We start from the raw sequence: 16,753 nt of genomic DNA, 5'->3' as shown, positions 1-16,753 counted from the left end.
ACATTGTATGTTGCAAATCTACACTTATTTTTGAATTGTGCAAAATTTATGTTATTTTTGCTTCTGAATTTGAAATTCTATGTTACAGAGAATACAGACCATTTGGATTTTGCTGTCGGTTTTAGCAGCAGCTTTCTTATATATAACAGGACAAGATGTGGATGTTTTCGGGAATCTTCCGATCATCAGTATCGCATGCATTATCCTGGTTTTGGTTGGCGCATTGAGTTTGTTTAGTTTTAAAAACAGAAAAAGACAAATCTTGCTGAATAATATCAGCATCATTATAAACGCTTTGTTGATTGGTGTATTGGTGTACTGGATGCAAAACTTATCCGGAGGAATAGATTTTCCCGAGAAGGGTATTGAGCCGGTTTTCCCATCGATTGCGATAATTTGTTTGTTTTTGGCAAATATTTTTATCAAAAGAGATGAGAGGCTCGTAAAATCTGTAGACAGACTACGATAACCTTACAACGATTTTTTGAGTGAGAACAGCTTCCTTTTTGGGAGCTGTTTTTTTTATTTTCCATTGATTTCACAGATTTATGCAGATGGTTGGAATAAAATAATAGCATTAAAAATCAGGAATATAGTATATTTAAATTTTGTTGTTCAAACCTTATAGGTTTTAAAAACCTATAAGGTTTAGGTAGTATCTATATAATTTAATCATAATAAAACCTGTGAGAGTCTGTGAAATCTGTGGGATGTAAATAAATTAAGATTACTTGCAACATTTCGGGTAAAACTGCGACATATTTGATCATAATTAAACCCGTAAAATCTACCTATGAAAAAACTAACCTTTCTTTTCCTATCCCTTTTTTCTGCTTCGGCTTTCGCACAAGATGTTTCTGAAGAGCGCGTAAGAACCGTCATTTCAACTCTGGCTTCTGACGAAATGAAAGGCCGTGAAATCGGAACTCCTGAAAACGATAAAGCTGCAGAATACATTGCACAGCTTTTCAAAGAAAACAATTTAGAATATTGCACAGGGAATTCTTATCTCGTTCCTTTTAATTATAAAGGAAAAACGGCTTACAATGTGTGCGGAATCAAGAAAGGAAAATCGGAAAAGTTTTTAGGATTCTCGGGTCACTTTGATCATATCGGGGTAAGCAATAAATCGGGAGACAATATCTACAACGGCGCAGATGACGATGCCAGCGGAATTACCACTTTAGTAGGAATTGCCGATTATTTTAAAAATAAAAAACCTGAATTTTCAATGGTCTTCATGGCATTTAATGGCGAAGAAAAAGGAATGCTAGGTTCAACCGCAATTTCTGAGGATAAAAATTTAGACCCAATCTATAATAATCTTTCAGCATTATTTAATTTTGAAATGGTGGCAACCGAAGCAGAATTCGGAAAAAACACCGTTTTCATTACCGGTGACGAGTTTTCTGATCTTGATGAATTGTTTAATCAAAATGCTGTTAATGGTTTAAAAATCCATCCTGATCCTTATGCGAAGCAACAGCTATTTTACAGATCAGATAATGTAAGTTTTGTAAAAAAGAAAATTATTGCCCATTCTATTTCTACCGCAGACATGAGCAAAATAAAACATTATCATGAGGCAAATGACGACATGAGTATTGTAAATTCTAAAAATATGACACAGATTATCAATAATTTTGCTAAAACTTTAGAAAAATTAAGCCCAAAAAACTTTAATCCTAAATATAATGATAAAGTAAAATTCAATTAAAAACGTCTTATCATTATATTTTAATTAATTTTGCTATCCAATTTTATTGAATGAACGAATATAAAAAAATACTCAGATTCGCACGACCGCATCAGAAATACATCTACGGAAGTTTATTCTTCAATCTTTTATATTCCGTATTTCAGATTGCATCTTTAGGGACGATATTACCTGTTTTGGGAATGCTTTTTGGCACCATCAAACGTGAAAACTTCAAAGCTGCACCTGTATATTCCGGAGATCTTGTAGATTTATTTTCTTACTTAAAGAAGTATTCTAATTATTACATCCAGACTTTGGTTGATGATTATGGCACTTTGAATGTTTTAGCCTGGCTTTGCGTAATTACCGCATTTATGTTTTTACTAAGAAACATTTTCAGATATTTGGGATCTTTTCTTCTTATTAATTATCGTGTTGGTGTTACCAAAGATCTTCGTGGTGAGATGTATCGTAAGGTTTTATCTTTGCCCGTTTCATTTTTTACAGATAGCAGAAAAGGAGATATGATGTCTCGTATGTCAAACGATGTTGGCGAAGTAGAAGGAAACATTTTGGGAAGCTTGGTAGATTTGATCAATGCTCCGTTTATGTTAATCAGTACATTGATAAGTCTTTTCTGGTTAAGTTCTGAGCTTACACTTTTTTCTCTTTTGGTTTTACCGGTAATGGGAACAATGATTGCTTTAATTGGAAAAAGCCTGAAAAAAGATTCTCATGAAGCACAAAACGAAATGGGAACCATCTTCTCTATCGTTGATGAAACTCTGAAATCTTCTAAAGTGATCAAAATCTTCAGCGCAGAGAAAATAATGGACAACCGTTTCATGGGTTCTATGCAGAAATGGATCAACAGTTCGATCAGATTAGGCAGAAAAAAGGAACTGGCATCACCAATAAGCGAATTTCTAGGATCCGTAACCTTTTTAATTATTGCTTGGTACGGTGGGAAGCAAATCATTGTAGACCAGAGTATTGCTCCAGAAGACTTTTTAGTATTTTTAGGAATGTTCTTCCAGATTTTGCCTCCGGTGAAAAGTTTATCTGCTTCTATTTCTAATGTTCAGAAAGGTGAGGCTTCTTTACACAGAGTTTTGGAAATTCTTGACGCTGATGTAAAAATTGAGGAAATTGCAGAACCTGTTTCTATTTCAAACCTGAATACACACATCCATTTTAAAGATATTGGTTTTTATTACGATAAATCTAATTTGATTTTAAAGAATTTCAATCTGATTATTCCAAAGGGAAAAACGGTTGCATTGGTCGGCCAAAGCGGAAGCGGAAAAACGACGATTGCCAATCTTTTGGCACGTTTCTATGATGTATCGGAAGGTCAGATTTTAATTGACGAAACAGATATTAAGCATTTAAAACTGACTGAATACAGAAAACTTTTAGGAATGGTTACCCAAGAGTCTGTATTGTTCAACGATACGGTTTACAACAATATTTTGATGGGTAAACCTGAAGCAACAAGAGATGAAGTAATTGCAGCAGCAAAAATTGCCAACGCAGATCACTTCATTAGTCAGCTTCCAAACGGTTACGACACCAATATCGGTGATGACGGAGGAAAACTTTCTGGCGGACAAAAACAGAGAGTTTCTATCGCAAGAGCTGTTCTGAAAAACCCACCGATTATGATTTTGGATGAAGCTACTTCTGCTTTGGATACAGAATCAGAAAAATTTGTGCAGGACGCCCTTGAAAAAATGATGGAAAACAGAACTTCACTGGTTATCGCTCACCGACTTTCAACGATTCAGAAAGCAGACTGGATTGTGGTCATGGAAAAAGGCGACATCGTAGAACAGGGAAGCCACCAAGAATTAATGGCAAGAAGAGGAACTTATCACAAGTTGGTAGAACTTCAGAATTTTGACTAAACAATTTTAAATTTAATTTAAAATGAATCCTATACAAGAGTACTTCTACAGAATCGATGAGCCTGAAAGAAGTACTCTTCTGTTTTTAAGAAAAAAGATTTTAGAATCTGATCCCGAAAACATTACAGAAACTCTGAGTTTTGGGTTGCCGTTTTTTAAGTTTAAAAAGAAAATGCTCTGCTATCTTTATTACAGTAAAAAGCATCAAAAACATTACATCAGCTTTTATCACGGTGACCGATTAGACTATCCAGAACTCATCAGCGAAGGCAGAAAGAAGTTTAAAATCCTTTTAATAGATGAAAACGAGGATTTACCAGTGGATTTTATTTTAAGCCTGATTATGGAAGTAAAAAAGCATATAAAATAGTTGAAATAAAAACCGCTATTTAAGAGTTTTTTAATAAAAGCATTTTACAGAATTAATAAGCCAAAAAAAGACCGCTTCTTTCGAAACGGTCTTTATATATTTTCATTTAATATTAATCTCTCATTTTAGCAATCACATCGACTCCGCCTTTGGTTTTGTCTCCGATTTTACAGATAATTTCCGTGTCAAGTGGTAAGAAAATATCCATTCTTGATCCGAATTTAATGAAACCGAATTCATGGCCTGCTTTTGCTTTATCACCTTCTTTGCAATAGAAAACAATTCTTCTTGCAACATATCCTGCAATTTGTCTGAAAACCACTTTATGTTTCGTTAAACTCTCTACCGCAATGGTTGTTCTTTCGTTTTCTGTAGACGATTTTTCGTGCCATGCAACCAAATATTTTCCCGGATGATATTTCTTATAAATTACATCCCCGGAAACCGGATATCTACAAATATGAACATTCAGCGGGGACATAAAAATAGAAACCTGAATTGCTTTTCCTTTGATAAACTCATCTTCTTCTACTTCTTTAATCATCACTACTTTGCCGTCAACAGGAGCAATTACATTTTCCACATGATCTAAAATATCACGGTTCGGAACCCTAAAGAACCAAAACACCAAACTGTAAATTACCAATAATGGTACGATGATCAAAAGCGACCACATTTCAAGAAAATAAATAGATGCCGCCGCAATAATTGCGAAAAGTATAGACGCTACCGCGATGGTGCCTTTCGACTCTTTATGTAATTTCATAATGATACTAATTGTTGTTTGTTATAAGCAACGCAGTGTGTGAAGTATAACAGTAATATAAGTTTAAATAAATTTTTCTAAAATAAAGTACAAATATACGACAGGAACGCAGATTAAAAAACTGTCTAGCCTATCTAATACGCCACCGTGCCCAGGAATGATGTTTCCGCTGTCTTTTACACCAAAATTTCTTTTTAGCTGGCTTTCTACCAAATCTCCCAAAGGTGCAAATGCGGCAATCAGAAAGCCGACAACCATCCAGTTTCCACGAAGCTGTGGCTGATATTGTTCTACAAAATAAGACAGTATCAAAGTTAAAACAACACCTCCAATATAACCTTCCCAAGTTTTTTTAGGCGAAATCTTTGGTGCCATTTTATGTTTTCCGAAGAATTTCCCTACCAGATATGCAAAGGTATCACTACTCCAAATCAAAATAAATAAGAAAATCACTTCTAATGAAAAGGTATTTTCCATTGAAGAATATTTGGGCAAGCCTAAGGCAAAAGAAAACGGAAGAGCAACGTAGATTACTGTAAAAATAAGCTTTCCGCTGTCTATATAAAGTTCACTTGAAAATTTAAATAAGGTAATTACCGCAATTACGGTTAATGAAATAGCTAAAATCTCCGACAATCTAAAATCAAAATAAAAACCGTGCTGGAAGTATCTTTTAGAGAAAACATAGAAAATAAAAAGGACGAGAGGAAAAACAATCCATTTCTCGTAGCCGTCTCCGAATTTCATAATCTTTATGCATTCCCAAGTTCCTACCAACAAAAGAAGGCTTATCAAGCCATAGTACAAATACTGCTGTTGAACGAGACCTGGAGAAACCGAGTCTAGAAGCTGCGCACCAAAAGGTGTGGCACAAAGAAATATTACGGCTACATAAACCAGCCCAGAAATTGTTCTTTGAATAAGATTTTTGTCCAAAATTTAAAATTTAGAAAGCTATGCTAATCTTCCAACAAGAGTAAGAATAGCTTCGTATTATTGTTTGCAGCAGCATCCAACTTAGAATGATTTCCGCTGATTGAAGTAAGATTTTTGATGTTTCCGGTGCGTTTTATCTTGCCCATTGCGTCATTAAGATTATTGACGATCTGAGAGACATTTGCCATAATAATAATTTTACTAGGCAGTCTTGAAGAATGATAATGCAGAATATTATTGTGAGAAAGCATGATTCTGCCATCGTACGCAATAAGATATTCGCATGAAATAAAAGCGGCATCGTTACGCGATTCCAGTTCGGGAGTGTTATTGATTTTAATTACATTCAAAAAACCCTGAAGATCCTTATCACAGCAAAAAACAGAGTTGATTCCCTCGATTTTCAAAATCTGATTTAAGGTCTGCAATGCTTCCGCCTCATCTGCGCAATAGTTGAAAAAGCCACCAGAATGCGTAAATAATTGCGCAAACTTGTAATCGAGATCTGCATTTTTCAGCGAATCTCCAAGCTTTTCCAGGCTCTGCTTCTCATCTTCTTCGGGCTGGTTGGTTAGTTTGCTTACAATTCTTTTAAATAAACTCAACTTAGTATATTTTTAGTCAACTTAATACAAAAATAGAAAATATAATTATAATTCGTCTAAGAATATAGTTTAAATAACAAAAAACCCGACAAATAGATTATTTGCCGGGAGTTTATATTAAATCCTATCAGGATATTTTAGATTTGAGTGGAACTTTCAGGAGCCTGAATTTCACTACCATCTTCTTTTTCTTTAATCACAATTGGCTCTCCGATTTCTTCAACTGCAGGAATTGTATTCGTTACAGGTCTCTCTGTCAATTCAGGATCCCATGCTCTTTTACCGAATATATCCTCAAGATCTTCACGGAATATCACTTCTTTTTCTAAAAGCTTAGTCGCCAAAGCATCCAGTTTATCTTTATTGTCTGTAAGAATCTGAACCGCTCTCTGATATTGGTTTTCGATGATTGATTTAATTTCAACATCAATTTTCTTAGCAGTTTCTTCAGAATAAGGTTTCCCAAAACTGTACTCAGACTGTCCTGAACTGTCATAGTAAGAAATATTACCAATATTCGGGCTTAGTCCGTAGATCGTTACCATAGCCTGAGCTCTTTTCGTAACACTTTCCAAATCAGAAAGCGCACCTGTCGAAATATTGTTAAATATAACCTGCTCTGCAGCTCTACCTCCCAATGTTGCACATAGCTCATCCAACATTTGTTCTGTAGTCGTTAATTGTCTTTCTTCCGGAAGATACCAAGCTGCTCCTAAAGAACGTCCTCTTGGCACAATCGTCACTTTTAAAAGCGGTGCAGCATGCTCTACCAGCCAAGATATGGTAGCGTGCCCAGCCTCATGATAAGCAACTCTCTTCTTCTCTGAAGGTTTGATGGCCATATTTTTCTTTTCGAGACCGCCGATGATTCTGTCTACAGCATCAAGGAAATCTTGTTTTGTAACCGAAGTATGACTATTTCTAGCTGCAATTAATGCTGCTTCGTTACAAACATTAGCAATATCTGCCCCACTGAATCCAGGAGTTTGCTTTGCTAAGAAATCTCTGTCAACATTCTCATCCAACTTGATTTTCAATAAATGAACATCAAAAATATCTCTTCTTTCATGTAATTCCGGAAGATCTACATAGATCGAACGGTCAAAACGACCCGCTCTCATTAAAGCTTTATCTAAAATATCGGCTCTGTTGGTTGCAGCCATCACGATAACGTTAACATCAGTTCCGAAACCATCCATCTCAGTAAGAAGCTGGTTCAATGTATTTTCTCTTTCGTCGTTTCCACCAGAGAAATTGTTTTTTCCTCTTGCACGACCGATTGCGTCGATCTCATCGATGAAGATAATCGCTGGAGATTTAGCTTTAGCCTGAGCAAACAAATCTCTTACTCTTGAAGCACCTACCCCGACAAACATTTCAACAAAATCTGAACCAGACAATGAGAAGAAAGGAACTTTAGCTTCACCAGCAACAGCTTTCGCCAACAAGGTTTTACCTGTTCCCGGAGGGCCTACCAAAAGTACACCTTTAGGAATTTTACCTCCCAATTTGGTATATTTTTCTGAGTTCTTTAAGAAATCTACAACTTCCTGTACTTCTTCCTTAGCACCTTCCAATCCTGCAACATCTTTAAATGTTACCTGAATTCTTTCTTTTTCGTCAAAAAGCTTGGCTTTAGATTTTCCGATAGAGAAAATTTGTCCGCCAGGACCGCCACCGCCGCCCATCTTTCTGAAAAGTATGAAATAGAAAAGTCCTAAAATGGTAATCCAGATCAATGCCTGAATAAGAATACTCATTAATGGGCTTTCTCCTTCTGCGTAATCTTTGGTCGTTTTTAAAGCGGGATTTTCAGCTTTCAAAGTTTCAAACTTTGATAAAAACAACTGTAAATCACCATATTTAAGTGTATAATCTGCTTTTGGAGTCATTCCCAGTGATGAGAATGGGTTCGAACTTTTATCCTGAGTTTTTACGGTCTCCGTTTTAGCAGCTTTTGTTAAATAAACTTCAGCATTTTGTTTTTGCTTGTCTATCAACACTTTTTGAATCTTCCCAGCCTGCATCTCTTTGAAGAACGAATCTTCATCAATAGATTTTGCACTGTCGCCGCCCATAGAATTTGCAACAAAAAATAACACAAGTGCTATAATCATGACAGGGAAAAACCAGTTAAATCCTTTATTATTCATTTATTACTTTTAAAATTTATATTTCACTTTCTATCCTTGTGATTTTTGCATCTCCCCAAAGCTCTTCTATATCGTAATATTCACGAGTCTCTTTCTGGAAAATATGCACTACCACTGAAACGTAATCTACCAAAACCCACATTGAGTTTTCTGTACCCTCCACATGCCAAGGTCTGTCTTGAAGATCGTTTCTTACTTTTTTTTCTACACTTCCTGCTAATGCCGAAACTTGTGTATTTGAGTTTCCGCTACATATTATAAACGTTTCTGCAACTGAGTTTTCGATTTTGGTAAGGTCAAAGATCATAATGTCTTCACCTTTTACATCTTGAATTGCCTCTACAATTTTATCTATTAGCGCTTGCTTTTCTGCTGTTTTATTCATTAAAATATACTATAATCTGCAAATTTATTGTTTTTCTTTTACTTTAGCCTTACTTTTAGGGTTTTAAAGTCTTAAAGTTTTCTTAAATGAGTGAGCTATTTTACCGCAATGCATGTTCTTCTACTAATGACGAAATATCTGACGTTTTACTTTATCCGCAATCAAATTTTATTGGTCTTTATACATTCAATCAAATAAAAGGACGGGGACAATACGGAAACTCCTGGACATCAGCAGCGGAACAAAATCTTGCTTATACATTGGCGGTAAAAACCTCATGCATTCATCACTCTGATTTTTTGTTCAATTATTATACCGCAATCGCTGTACAAAGCTATCTTGCCAATCTGACTGAAAAGATAGTTAAAATAAAATGGCCGAATGATATTATCATTAAAAATAAAAAGGTTGCAGGAATACTGATCGAAAAGAAAAAAATCAATCAGGAAAGTTACTTTATTATCGGAGTGGGAGTCAATATTTTACAGGAAAAATTTGATAAAATTTCTAATGCAGGATCGCTTTTAACGCAAACGGGAGAGATATTTAACCTTAAGCCGTTCGCAGAAAAACTACATTTATTTTTGATCAAAAAATTAAATAATATTCCCAACGACGATGAAGTATTAAACCAATTTAACTTAGATCTATTCAAAAAAGACGAAGTATCCGTTTTTGAGATTGAGAATGTAAGACAAAATGGCATCATCAAAAATGCAGACAAAAATGGTGAAATCTGGATTGAACTGGAATCCGGATTGCGATCTTTTTACCACAAAGAAATCAAACTTCTTTATTGATTTGCTCGTTTTAAATATAAGAACAAAGTAATCGGAAAGAATATAATATTCGGGAACCACATCGCCAATGCAGGTGACATACTTTTGTTCTCTGAAACCACTTTTAAAGCTTCAAAAGAGAATACAAATACGAATGCCAAAGAAATTCCTATCGCAAGATTAATCCCCAAACCTCCCCTTTTCTTTTGTGACGAAAGAGATAGCGCCAAAAACGTAAGAATAATAATCGAAACCGGCATTGAAGTACGCTGATGAAACTCGTTCAGGTGAGAATTTAAATTGCTGTTTCCTTTATCTTTTTCACGCTGGATGAATTTTATAAGATCAGGAGTCGGCTTATTTTGTCCCAAAAGTTCGTTTGGAAATAATTCTTCAGGATCTTGTCCGTAATTTTTTTTCAACTCAAAACCCTGCCCTAATTTTTCGGAATCATCTTTATTGATGGTTTTTTCCAAATAACTATTTAGCACAAAGCTTTTTTTATCTTGTTGCCAGACAACATCGGTTGCTTTAAGCTCGTAGATGAGCTTCCGGTTTTTATCAAACTTCTGGTACAAAAATCCGTAGCCTCTTTTTTCTCTTTTGTTCCAAGAATTAACGAAAATATATTCTGTCTTGCTTAATTGTGCAGAAACGGGAGCCGTTCCGAGAATTTTCTCTTTAGCAGCTGCGTTGTAAGTATAGGCTTCCAGTTGGTTTTTCTTGACATTTGCCCAAGGCAAAACGAAATGATTCACCGTCAGAGAAATCAAAGCAATAAATAAAGAAGTCAGCAAATATGGCCTTGCAAATCTGTGAAAACTTGCACCACTGCTTATAATAGCAACAATCTCGGTATTATTTGCCATTCTTGAGGTAAAATAAATCACCGATATAAAAACGAGAATCGCCAAGAATGTTATCACCAAATTGATAATCCAATAAGGATAAAAGTGAATAAGAAAGTACGTTAAATCTAACTTAGGATCAATTTCAGTAGCTTTTTCTATTCTAGGAATTTTCTGCTGAACATCAATAACCAAAACGACAATAGACAGCAATATCAACATGAAACTAAAAGTTCCAAGGTACTTTTTTACGATATATCCGTCTACTATTTTAAGCATTTCTATTTATTTTTAATAGGATTTTGTCCTATCTTTATTAAGCCGTCTTTTCGGGACTTCTCATTTTTATTTCTAAAGCCTTTGTCTCAATACAGGAACTACAGAATCTTTCCATTGATAGAAATCTCCAGCTAATATATGTTCTCTTGCAACTTTCACCAAATCTAAATAAAACGCAAGATTATGGATTGACGCGATTTGTTTTGCCAAATATTCTTTAGACACAAATAAATGACGCACATACGCTTTAGAGTATTCGTGATCTACAAAACTTGTCCCAAACTCGTCTAATGGAGAAAAATCTTTCTTCCATTTTTCGTTTTTCATATTCATCACCCCTTGCCAAGTGAAAAGCATTGCATTTCTTGCATTTCTTGTTGGCATTACGCAATCCATCATATCGATTCCCAAACCAATTGATTCTAAAATATTCCACGGAGTTCCTACTCCCATCAAATACCTCGGTTTGTCTTTCGGCAAGATATCGGTTACCTCATCAGTAATTCTATATAGCTCTTCTTCAGGTTCTCCTACAGAAAGACCGCCAATTGCATTTCCTTCTGCACCCGCTTCCGAGATTACTTCTGCTGAAATTTTTCTTAAATCTGAATAAGTGGAGCCTTGAACAATCGGGAAAAATCTTTGTTTATGACCGTATAATTCAGGATTTTCAGCGTTCCAGTCGATGCATCTTTTTAGCCAGCGATGGGTCATTTCCATTGAAAGCTTTACCCGATTATAATCACTTGGATAAGCAACACATTCATCAAAAGCCATGAAAATATCTGCTCCGATCTGTCTCTGGATTTCCATTGATTTTTCCGGAGTGAATAAATGATAACTGCCGTCAATGTGAGATTTGAATTTCACCCCTTCTTCAGACATTTTTCGGCTTCCTGAAAGAGAAAACACCTGAAAACCTCCTGAATCGGTAAGAATAGGAAGATCCCAATTCATAAATTTATGTAAACCTCCAGCTTCCTGCATTACTTCCATTCCCGGACGAAGATATAAATGATAGGTATTTCCCAAAATAATCTGAGCTTTAATATCATCTTTTATTTCTCTCTGGTGAACAGTTTTTACACTTGCAACAGTTCCTACAGGCATGAAAATCGGTGTTTGAATCGTCCCGTGATCGGTTGATAAAACTCCGGCTCTTGCTTTGCTTTCTGAGGTTTTTTCTATATTAAAAAAATTCATTCTTATACATTTTAGCTGCTTTACAGGAAAGCATTACTTCATTATCGTCTTTCTAATTTTGGCAATTCTATGTCTTTTAATCGAGTATCGCCTTTTATTGTCTTTTCAGACTTTGGATCTTTTTCTAAAATAATCTTCTGGGCATCTTCTACAATCCCCGTCATTTTCTGCTTAACAATATAATATCGGTAGCTTGCTACAAAATCTTCGGTTTTCACCTGATGATTTTTTAAAATAAATCTTGTACCGCTTTCCAGATTACTTCCCGGATACAGATAGGTAACCTGATCGTTAATCGCCAAATCAGCTATAATTTCTGACATCTTATCTTTATCAATAAGATTTTTTGGTTTATCTATATATTCACTGCATGAAAACAGACATATTAAAACGAAAATGAAGATCAGTTTTTTCATAACCTGTTGATTATTGATTTCCACTTTAAATTTAAAACACCAAATACGGCTTCATGGATGATTCCGCCATTCATTTTACTTTCACCCAAAATTCTATTGGTAAAAATAATAGGAACTTCTACAATTTTAAACCCTTTTTTGAAAGCTCTGAATTTCATTTCAATCTGAAAACCATACCCTTTCAACCTTACATTATCTAAACCTATTTCGTCTAAAACTTTTCTTGAAAAACATACGAAACCTGCTGTAGTATCATGAATTGGAAGACCTAAAATAAATCTCACATATTTTGATGCGAAATAAGAAAGTAAAACTCTTCCCATTGGCCAGTTGACAACATTTACGCCTTTAGAATACCGGGAACCCACTGCCATATCTGCATTTTTGCAGGCTTCAAAAAGTTTTGGCAAATCTTTTGGGTCATGAGAAAAATCGGCATCCATCTCAAAAATGTAATCATAATTGTTTTGAAGCGCCCATTTAAAACCATGAATATATGCCTTCCCTAAGCCATCTTTCATATGTCTTATAGAAAGATGAAGAGTGTGAGGAAACTTTTTTTGAAGTTCTTTTACAAGGTCGGCCGTTTTATCTGGCGAAGAATCGTCTACCACCAGGATGTGAAACTCTTCTTCCAATGCAAAAACAGCGGAAATTATATTTTCTATATTCTCCTTTTCGTTATAGGTCGGAATTATGACGAGTTTTTTCATTTCAATTTGCAAAGATAGTTTATTTAAGCTTTTTATTTTAAACAAAATAATCGATAATTTTGCAAAAAATATTGCGTTGCCTATATTACTAAATTTTAAAAACGAAGTAAGAATACCCGAAAATAATGATTGGGTGGTTTTTATCCTTATCGGTTGTCTTTTTTTATACATCTTTATGATGAATATAGTAGAGCGTGAGGCCAATCTTAAAGATTTCCTTTTGCAGAAATACTATGATTCTAGCAACAACCTTCCGAGCTGGATCATTACTTCAATTGTTACAGCCTTAAGTTTGAGCGTTCTGATTTCTCAATATGTCCCGATTATCCCGAAATATGTTGCCGATTTTCAGCCTTTTGGATATCAGCTTAATAAAATAGGATATACTATTGTAATTATTTCGCTTTTTTATTTAATAAGAACTGCATTGGGTTTTTTATTTTACCAAGCGATAGGCGATGGCAAAAAATGGACTATTTTTTATTTTACCTCCACCAAATTTCACTTTATCCTCTCAGTTTTACTGATTATTTTATGTGTAACCCACTATTATTTCCCGATAGACAGAAATAGCGCATTTATTTATTATATCAGTTTTTTTTCTTTTGTATTCATTTTCAAGGTGTTTTTCTATTTGTTTCACAGAAACAACATCTTACCCCAAAAATGGTATTATAAATTTTTGTATATTTGCACCCTCCAAATTGCACCACTGTTGATGCTTTGGAAGTTATTATTTATTTAATAAAAGTACATGATGAGAATAAAGTCAATATTGGTTTCTCAACCAGCACCTAGTGAGTCTTCTCCATATCTGGAAATTGCGAAGAAGGAAAAAATAAAGATTGACTTCCGCCCTTTTATCCACGTCGAAGGAGTAGACAACAAAGAACTTAGAACACAAAAAATTGATCTTACGCAGCATACCGGTATTATTTTTACCAGTAAAAATGCGATAGACCATTATTTCAGACTTGCTGAAGAATTAAGGTTTACCGTGCCAGACACAATGAGATACATTTGTCAGTCTGAGGCGATTGCCAATTACCTTCAGAAGCACATTGTGTACAGAAAAAGAAAGATCAGTTTTGGTGAAAAAAACTTTGCCGATCTTTTGCCACTTTTCAAAAAATTCCCTTCCGAGAAGTACCTGCTGCCTTCTTCAGATGTTTTAAGCCCGGATATTCCAAAAACTTTGGATGCGGCTAACATCCAATGGACGAGAGCAATCATGTACAGAACGGTATGCAGTGATTTGACGGATATCAACATTCAAGATTACGATATGTTGATTTTCTTTAGCCCGCAAGGGATAAAATCTCTGCAACAAAATTTCCCGGATTTTAAACAGGAAGATACAAAAATAGGCGTTTTCGGACCTACTACTTCAGCTGCAGCAGAAGATGCAGGTTTAAAAATAGATCTTATGGCTCCCACAAAAGAAACACCATCTATGACTATGGCGCTTGAAAAATATATCAAAAGCCTGCACAAATAGTTTTAAAGTATTTGATACAAAACAGCCGTCTTTTCGATATAAGGAAAAGATGGTTTTTTTTTAATTAAATTTGAACAAGAATTAATATTAATGAAAGCTCCCACGGCAAAAAAAATAGAAAAGGTACTCGAAATACACGGCGACAGAAGAATTGACAATTATTTCTGGATGAATGAAAAAGAAAATCCCGAGGTTATACAATATCTTGAAGAAGAAAACGCCTACGCCAATTTTGTAATGGAAGATTCTGAAGAGTTTCAAGAGGAGCTTTATCAGGAAATGAAAGCCAGATATAAAAAAGATGACGAATCTTTACCTTATTTCTTTAATGAATATTGGTATATGGTACGTTATGAAGCAGGAAAAGAATACCCGATTTTCTGCAGAAAATATAAAACTCTAGACAATGAAGAAGAGATCATTCTCGACGTCAATATTCTTGCAGAAGGAGAAGAGTTTTTTGAGGTAGCCAATGTTGCGGTAAGCCCCAATAACGAATTGGCCTCATTCTCATCAGACAATGTAGGAAGAAGAATTTATACTTTAAATTTTAAAGATTTAAAAACCGGCGAGATTATTTCTGACACCATTGAAAACACCACAGGAAAGGCGGTTTGGGCAAATGATAACCAACACGTTTTCTACATTATAAAAGATGAAAGCTTACGTGCATATAAAGTGTACAGACATAAGTTGGGAACCGATACTTCTGAAGATGTTTTAATTTTTCATGAAGAAGATGAGACTTTTGACGTAAATGTTTTTAAGACAAAGTCTATGGAATATATTTTCATGGCAAGTTCTAGCACCATTTCAGATGAGCATCATTTTATCCCTGCAGACAATGTTTTTGCAGAATGGAAAGTTATTCAGCCAAGAATCGATGATCTGGAATATTCTGTAGAACATTACGGAGATGAATTTTATATCATTACCAATATTGACGATGCTACCAATTTTAAAATTGTAAAAACAAAAATAGAAAATTGCGGCATGGAGTTTTGGGTAGACGTCATTCCGCATCGTGACGAGGTTTTATTGGAAGGTTTTGAAATTTTTAAAGATTATCTTGTTCTCGAAGAAAGAGAAAAAGGTCTTTTGCAGATCAAAATCATTGAAGAAAAAACACAGGAATCTTATTATCTGATATTTTCAGATCCCACATACACGACGTACATCAGCATCAATTTAGAATTTGATACGGAAATATTACGCTTTGGATACACTTCTTTGACGCAGCCAAACTCGACATATGAATATAATATGAAAGAAAAAACCACCAAACTACTGAAGCAACAGGAAGTTTTGGGCGGGAAATTTTTACCTGAAAATTATATTTCTGAAAGAATCTGGGCAGATTCTAGAGATGGAGAAGAAAAAATACCTATTTCTTTAGTTTATCACAAAGACACGAAAAAATCTGCAGATACTCCGCTTCTTTTATATGGGTACGGAAGTTACGGCCACACCGTCGATGCAAGTTTTTCTAATGTAAGATTATCAATTTTAGACCGCGGATTTATTTATGCAATTGCTCACATCCGAGGCGGCGAATATCTGGGAAGAGAATGGTATGAAGACGGAAAAATGTTGTTTAAGAAAAATACATTCTTTGATTTTATTGATGCCGGAAAATATTTAATTCAGGAAAACTATACCTCGTCAAAGCATTTGTACGCAATGGGCGGAAGCGCAGGCGGATTATTGGTGGGAGCCGTGATGAATTACGAACCTACTCTATTCAACGGAATTGTAGCGCAGGTTCCTTTTGTAGACGTAGTTTCAACAATGCTGGACGAAACCATTCCTTTAACAACCGGAGAATATGATGAATGGGGAAATCCTAATGACGAAGAGTATTATCACTATATGAAAGAGTATTCGCCATATGATAATGTTGAAGCAAAAGATTATCCACATACATTAATTACAACAGGTTTTCACGATTCTCAGGTACAATATTGGGAGCCCGCAAAATGGACCGCAAAACTGAGAGAACTAAAAACGGATAATAATATTCTGATTTTCAAGACTGACATGAGCTCAGGACACGGCGGCGCAAGCGGAAGATTTGAATCATTAAAGGAAGACGCATTAGAATACGCATTTTTGTTGAAAATTGACAAAATGTAACGTGTTGAAATTCAAAATGATTAAAACTTGACTTAAAAAAAGAAAAACAAACAATCTCTAAAA

The 16,753-nt window shown here is 35.0% G+C and carries 17 protein-coding genes; 8 read left to right on the top strand and 9 right to left on the bottom strand.

The window, feature by feature from the left end:
* Positions 1 to 79 precede the first annotated feature (79 nt).
* The 4 genes from EG358_RS02800 (at position 80) to EG358_RS02785 (ending at position 3,976) form a co-directional block, all read left to right on the top strand.
* Positions 80 to 469: a DUF4293 family protein gene (locus tag EG358_RS02800; protein ID WP_076557208.1), complete on the top strand. Its 390-nt coding sequence runs from the start codon at positions 80 to 82 to the stop codon at positions 467 to 469.
* A 324-nt stretch (positions 470 to 793) separates the two neighbouring features.
* Positions 794 to 1,717: a M28 family peptidase gene (locus EG358_RS02795; RefSeq protein WP_076557206.1), complete on the top strand. Its 924-nt coding sequence runs from the start codon at positions 794 to 796 to the stop codon at positions 1,715 to 1,717.
* Positions 1,718 to 1,767: 50 nt separating this feature from the next.
* Positions 1,768 to 3,606 carry an ABC transporter ATP-binding protein gene (locus EG358_RS02790; protein ID WP_076557204.1) on the top strand — a complete coding sequence of 613 codons (1,839 nt, stop codon included), beginning with the start codon at positions 1,768 to 1,770 and terminating at the stop codon, positions 3,604 to 3,606.
* A 22-nt stretch (positions 3,607 to 3,628) separates the two neighbouring features.
* On the top strand, positions 3,629 to 3,976 hold the full coding sequence (locus EG358_RS02785) for a DUF1801 domain-containing protein (RefSeq protein WP_076557202.1): 348 nt from the start codon (positions 3,629 to 3,631) through the stop codon (positions 3,974 to 3,976).
* Between the two features lie 112 nt (positions 3,977 to 4,088).
* On the opposite strand, the gene EG358_RS02780 is transcribed toward EG358_RS02785, so the two are convergent.
* The 5 genes from EG358_RS02780 to rsfS all read right to left on the bottom strand — a co-directional run bounded on the left by EG358_RS02780 (position 4,089) and on the right by rsfS (position 8,821).
* Positions 4,089 to 4,742, bottom strand: coding sequence for a phosphatidylserine decarboxylase family protein (locus tag EG358_RS02780; protein WP_076557200.1), 654 nt, complete (start codon positions 4,740 to 4,742; stop codon positions 4,089 to 4,091).
* A gap of 63 nt (positions 4,743 to 4,805) precedes the next feature.
* Positions 4,806 to 5,678 (bottom strand): phosphatidate cytidylyltransferase, encoded by an 873-nt coding sequence (locus EG358_RS02775; protein ID WP_076557199.1) that lies wholly within the window; start codon positions 5,676 to 5,678, stop codon positions 4,806 to 4,808.
* A 23-nt stretch (positions 5,679 to 5,701) separates the two neighbouring features.
* Complete coding sequence (locus tag EG358_RS02770; protein ID WP_076557197.1) at positions 5,702 to 6,283, bottom strand: LUD domain-containing protein; 582 nt, start codon at positions 6,281 to 6,283, stop codon at positions 5,702 to 5,704.
* A 137-nt stretch (positions 6,284 to 6,420) separates the two neighbouring features.
* Positions 6,421 to 8,436 carry an ATP-dependent zinc metalloprotease FtsH gene (gene ftsH, locus EG358_RS02765; RefSeq protein ID WP_076557195.1) on the bottom strand — a complete coding sequence of 672 codons (2,016 nt, stop codon included), beginning with the start codon at positions 8,434 to 8,436 and terminating at the stop codon, positions 6,421 to 6,423.
* A 16-nt stretch (positions 8,437 to 8,452) separates the two neighbouring features.
* The gene (gene rsfS, locus EG358_RS02760) at positions 8,453 to 8,821 is read right to left on the bottom strand and encodes a ribosome silencing factor (RefSeq protein ID WP_076557194.1); all 369 of its coding nucleotides are present in this window, start codon (positions 8,819 to 8,821) and stop codon (positions 8,453 to 8,455) included.
* An 86-nt stretch (positions 8,822 to 8,907) separates the two neighbouring features.
* Between rsfS and EG358_RS02755 the strand changes: the two genes are divergently transcribed.
* A complete protein-coding gene (locus EG358_RS02755) occupies positions 8,908 to 9,621 on the top strand; it encodes a biotin--[acetyl-CoA-carboxylase] ligase (RefSeq protein WP_076557192.1) in 714 nt (237 codons plus the stop codon).
* On the opposite strand, the gene EG358_RS02750 is transcribed toward EG358_RS02755, so the two are convergent.
* The 4 genes from EG358_RS02750 to EG358_RS02735 all read right to left on the bottom strand — a co-directional run bounded on the left by EG358_RS02750 (position 9,615) and on the right by EG358_RS02735 (position 13,059).
* A complete protein-coding gene (locus EG358_RS02750) occupies positions 9,615 to 10,727 on the bottom strand; it encodes an LptF/LptG family permease (RefSeq protein ID WP_076557190.1) in 1,113 nt (370 codons plus the stop codon). The genes EG358_RS02755 and EG358_RS02750 overlap by 7 nt on opposite strands.
* Before the next feature lie 72 nt (positions 10,728 to 10,799).
* Complete coding sequence (tgt, locus tag EG358_RS02745; RefSeq protein WP_076557188.1) at positions 10,800 to 11,930, bottom strand: tRNA guanosine(34) transglycosylase Tgt; 1,131 nt, start codon at positions 11,928 to 11,930, stop codon at positions 10,800 to 10,802.
* A gap of 41 nt (positions 11,931 to 11,971) precedes the next feature.
* Positions 11,972 to 12,346 carry a DUF4296 domain-containing protein gene (locus EG358_RS02740; RefSeq protein ID WP_076557187.1) on the bottom strand — a complete coding sequence of 125 codons (375 nt, stop codon included), beginning with the start codon at positions 12,344 to 12,346 and terminating at the stop codon, positions 11,972 to 11,974.
* On the bottom strand, positions 12,343 to 13,059 hold the full coding sequence (locus EG358_RS02735) for a polyprenol monophosphomannose synthase (RefSeq protein WP_076557185.1): 717 nt from the start codon (positions 13,057 to 13,059) through the stop codon (positions 12,343 to 12,345). The genes EG358_RS02740 and EG358_RS02735 overlap by 4 nt, the downstream gene beginning before the upstream one ends.
* A gap of 175 nt (positions 13,060 to 13,234) precedes the next feature.
* Here EG358_RS02735 and EG358_RS02730 point away from each other — a divergent pair, with 175 nt between their 5' ends.
* The 3 genes from EG358_RS02730 to EG358_RS02720 all read left to right on the top strand — a co-directional run bounded on the left by EG358_RS02730 (position 13,235) and on the right by EG358_RS02720 (position 16,690).
* Entirely contained in the window at positions 13,235 to 13,804 is a 570-nt protein-coding gene (locus EG358_RS02730; protein ID WP_262512327.1) for a DUF4271 domain-containing protein, read from the top strand.
* Between the two features lie 12 nt (positions 13,805 to 13,816).
* Positions 13,817 to 14,557, top strand: a complete 741-nt coding sequence (locus tag EG358_RS02725; protein ID WP_076558022.1) for a uroporphyrinogen-III synthase — start codon at positions 13,817 to 13,819, stop codon at positions 14,555 to 14,557.
* A 90-nt stretch (positions 14,558 to 14,647) separates the two neighbouring features.
* Positions 14,648 to 16,690, top strand: a complete 2,043-nt coding sequence (locus EG358_RS02720; RefSeq protein ID WP_076557184.1) for a S9 family peptidase — start codon at positions 14,648 to 14,650, stop codon at positions 16,688 to 16,690.
* The last annotated feature ends 63 nt before the right edge of the window (positions 16,691 to 16,753 follow it).

It is taken from the genome of Chryseobacterium indoltheticum (assembly GCF_003815915.1).
Taxonomy (GTDB): domain Bacteria; phylum Bacteroidota; class Bacteroidia; order Flavobacteriales; family Weeksellaceae; genus Chryseobacterium; species Chryseobacterium indoltheticum.
The sequence above is the reverse complement of the archived record's forward strand: the minus strand, read 5'-3'. Positions and strand labels throughout refer to the sequence as shown.

Excerpts from the sequence above, each read along its gene's own strand:
- EG358_RS02800 (WP_076557208.1), top strand. The coding sequence starts at position 80 with ATGTTACAGAGAATACAGACCATTTGGATTTTGCTGTCGGTTTTAGCA.
- EG358_RS02795 (WP_076557206.1), top strand. The coding sequence starts at position 794 with ATGAAAAAACTAACCTTTCTTTTCCTATCCCTTTTTTCTGCTTCGGCT.
- EG358_RS02790 (WP_076557204.1), top strand. The coding sequence starts at position 1,768 with ATGAACGAATATAAAAAAATACTCAGATTCGCACGACCGCATCAGAAA.
- EG358_RS02785 (WP_076557202.1), top strand. The coding sequence starts at position 3,629 with ATGAATCCTATACAAGAGTACTTCTACAGAATCGATGAGCCTGAAAGA.
- EG358_RS02780 (WP_076557200.1), bottom strand. The coding sequence starts at position 4,742 with ATGAAATTACATAAAGAGTCGAAAGGCACCATCGCGGTAGCGTCTATA.
- ftsH (WP_076557195.1), bottom strand. The coding sequence starts at position 8,436 with ATGAATAATAAAGGATTTAACTGGTTTTTCCCTGTCATGATTATAGCA.
- rsfS (WP_076557194.1), bottom strand. The coding sequence starts at position 8,821 with ATGAATAAAACAGCAGAAAAGCAAGCGCTAATAGATAAAATTGTAGAG.
- EG358_RS02755 (WP_076557192.1), top strand. The coding sequence starts at position 8,908 with ATGAGTGAGCTATTTTACCGCAATGCATGTTCTTCTACTAATGACGAA.
- EG358_RS02750 (WP_076557190.1), bottom strand. The coding sequence starts at position 10,727 with ATGCTTAAAATAGTAGACGGATATATCGTAAAAAAGTACCTTGGAACT.
- tgt (WP_076557188.1), bottom strand. The coding sequence starts at position 11,930 with ATGAATTTTTTTAATATAGAAAAAACCTCAGAAAGCAAAGCAAGAGCC.
- EG358_RS02740 (WP_076557187.1), bottom strand. The coding sequence starts at position 12,346 with ATGAAAAAACTGATCTTCATTTTCGTTTTAATATGTCTGTTTTCATGC.
- EG358_RS02735 (WP_076557185.1), bottom strand. The coding sequence starts at position 13,059 with ATGAAAAAACTCGTCATAATTCCGACCTATAACGAAAAGGAGAATATA.
- EG358_RS02730 (WP_262512327.1), top strand. The coding sequence starts at position 13,235 with ATGATGAATATAGTAGAGCGTGAGGCCAATCTTAAAGATTTCCTTTTG.
- EG358_RS02725 (WP_076558022.1), top strand. The coding sequence starts at position 13,817 with ATGAGAATAAAGTCAATATTGGTTTCTCAACCAGCACCTAGTGAGTCT.
- EG358_RS02720 (WP_076557184.1), top strand. The coding sequence starts at position 14,648 with ATGAAAGCTCCCACGGCAAAAAAAATAGAAAAGGTACTCGAAATACAC.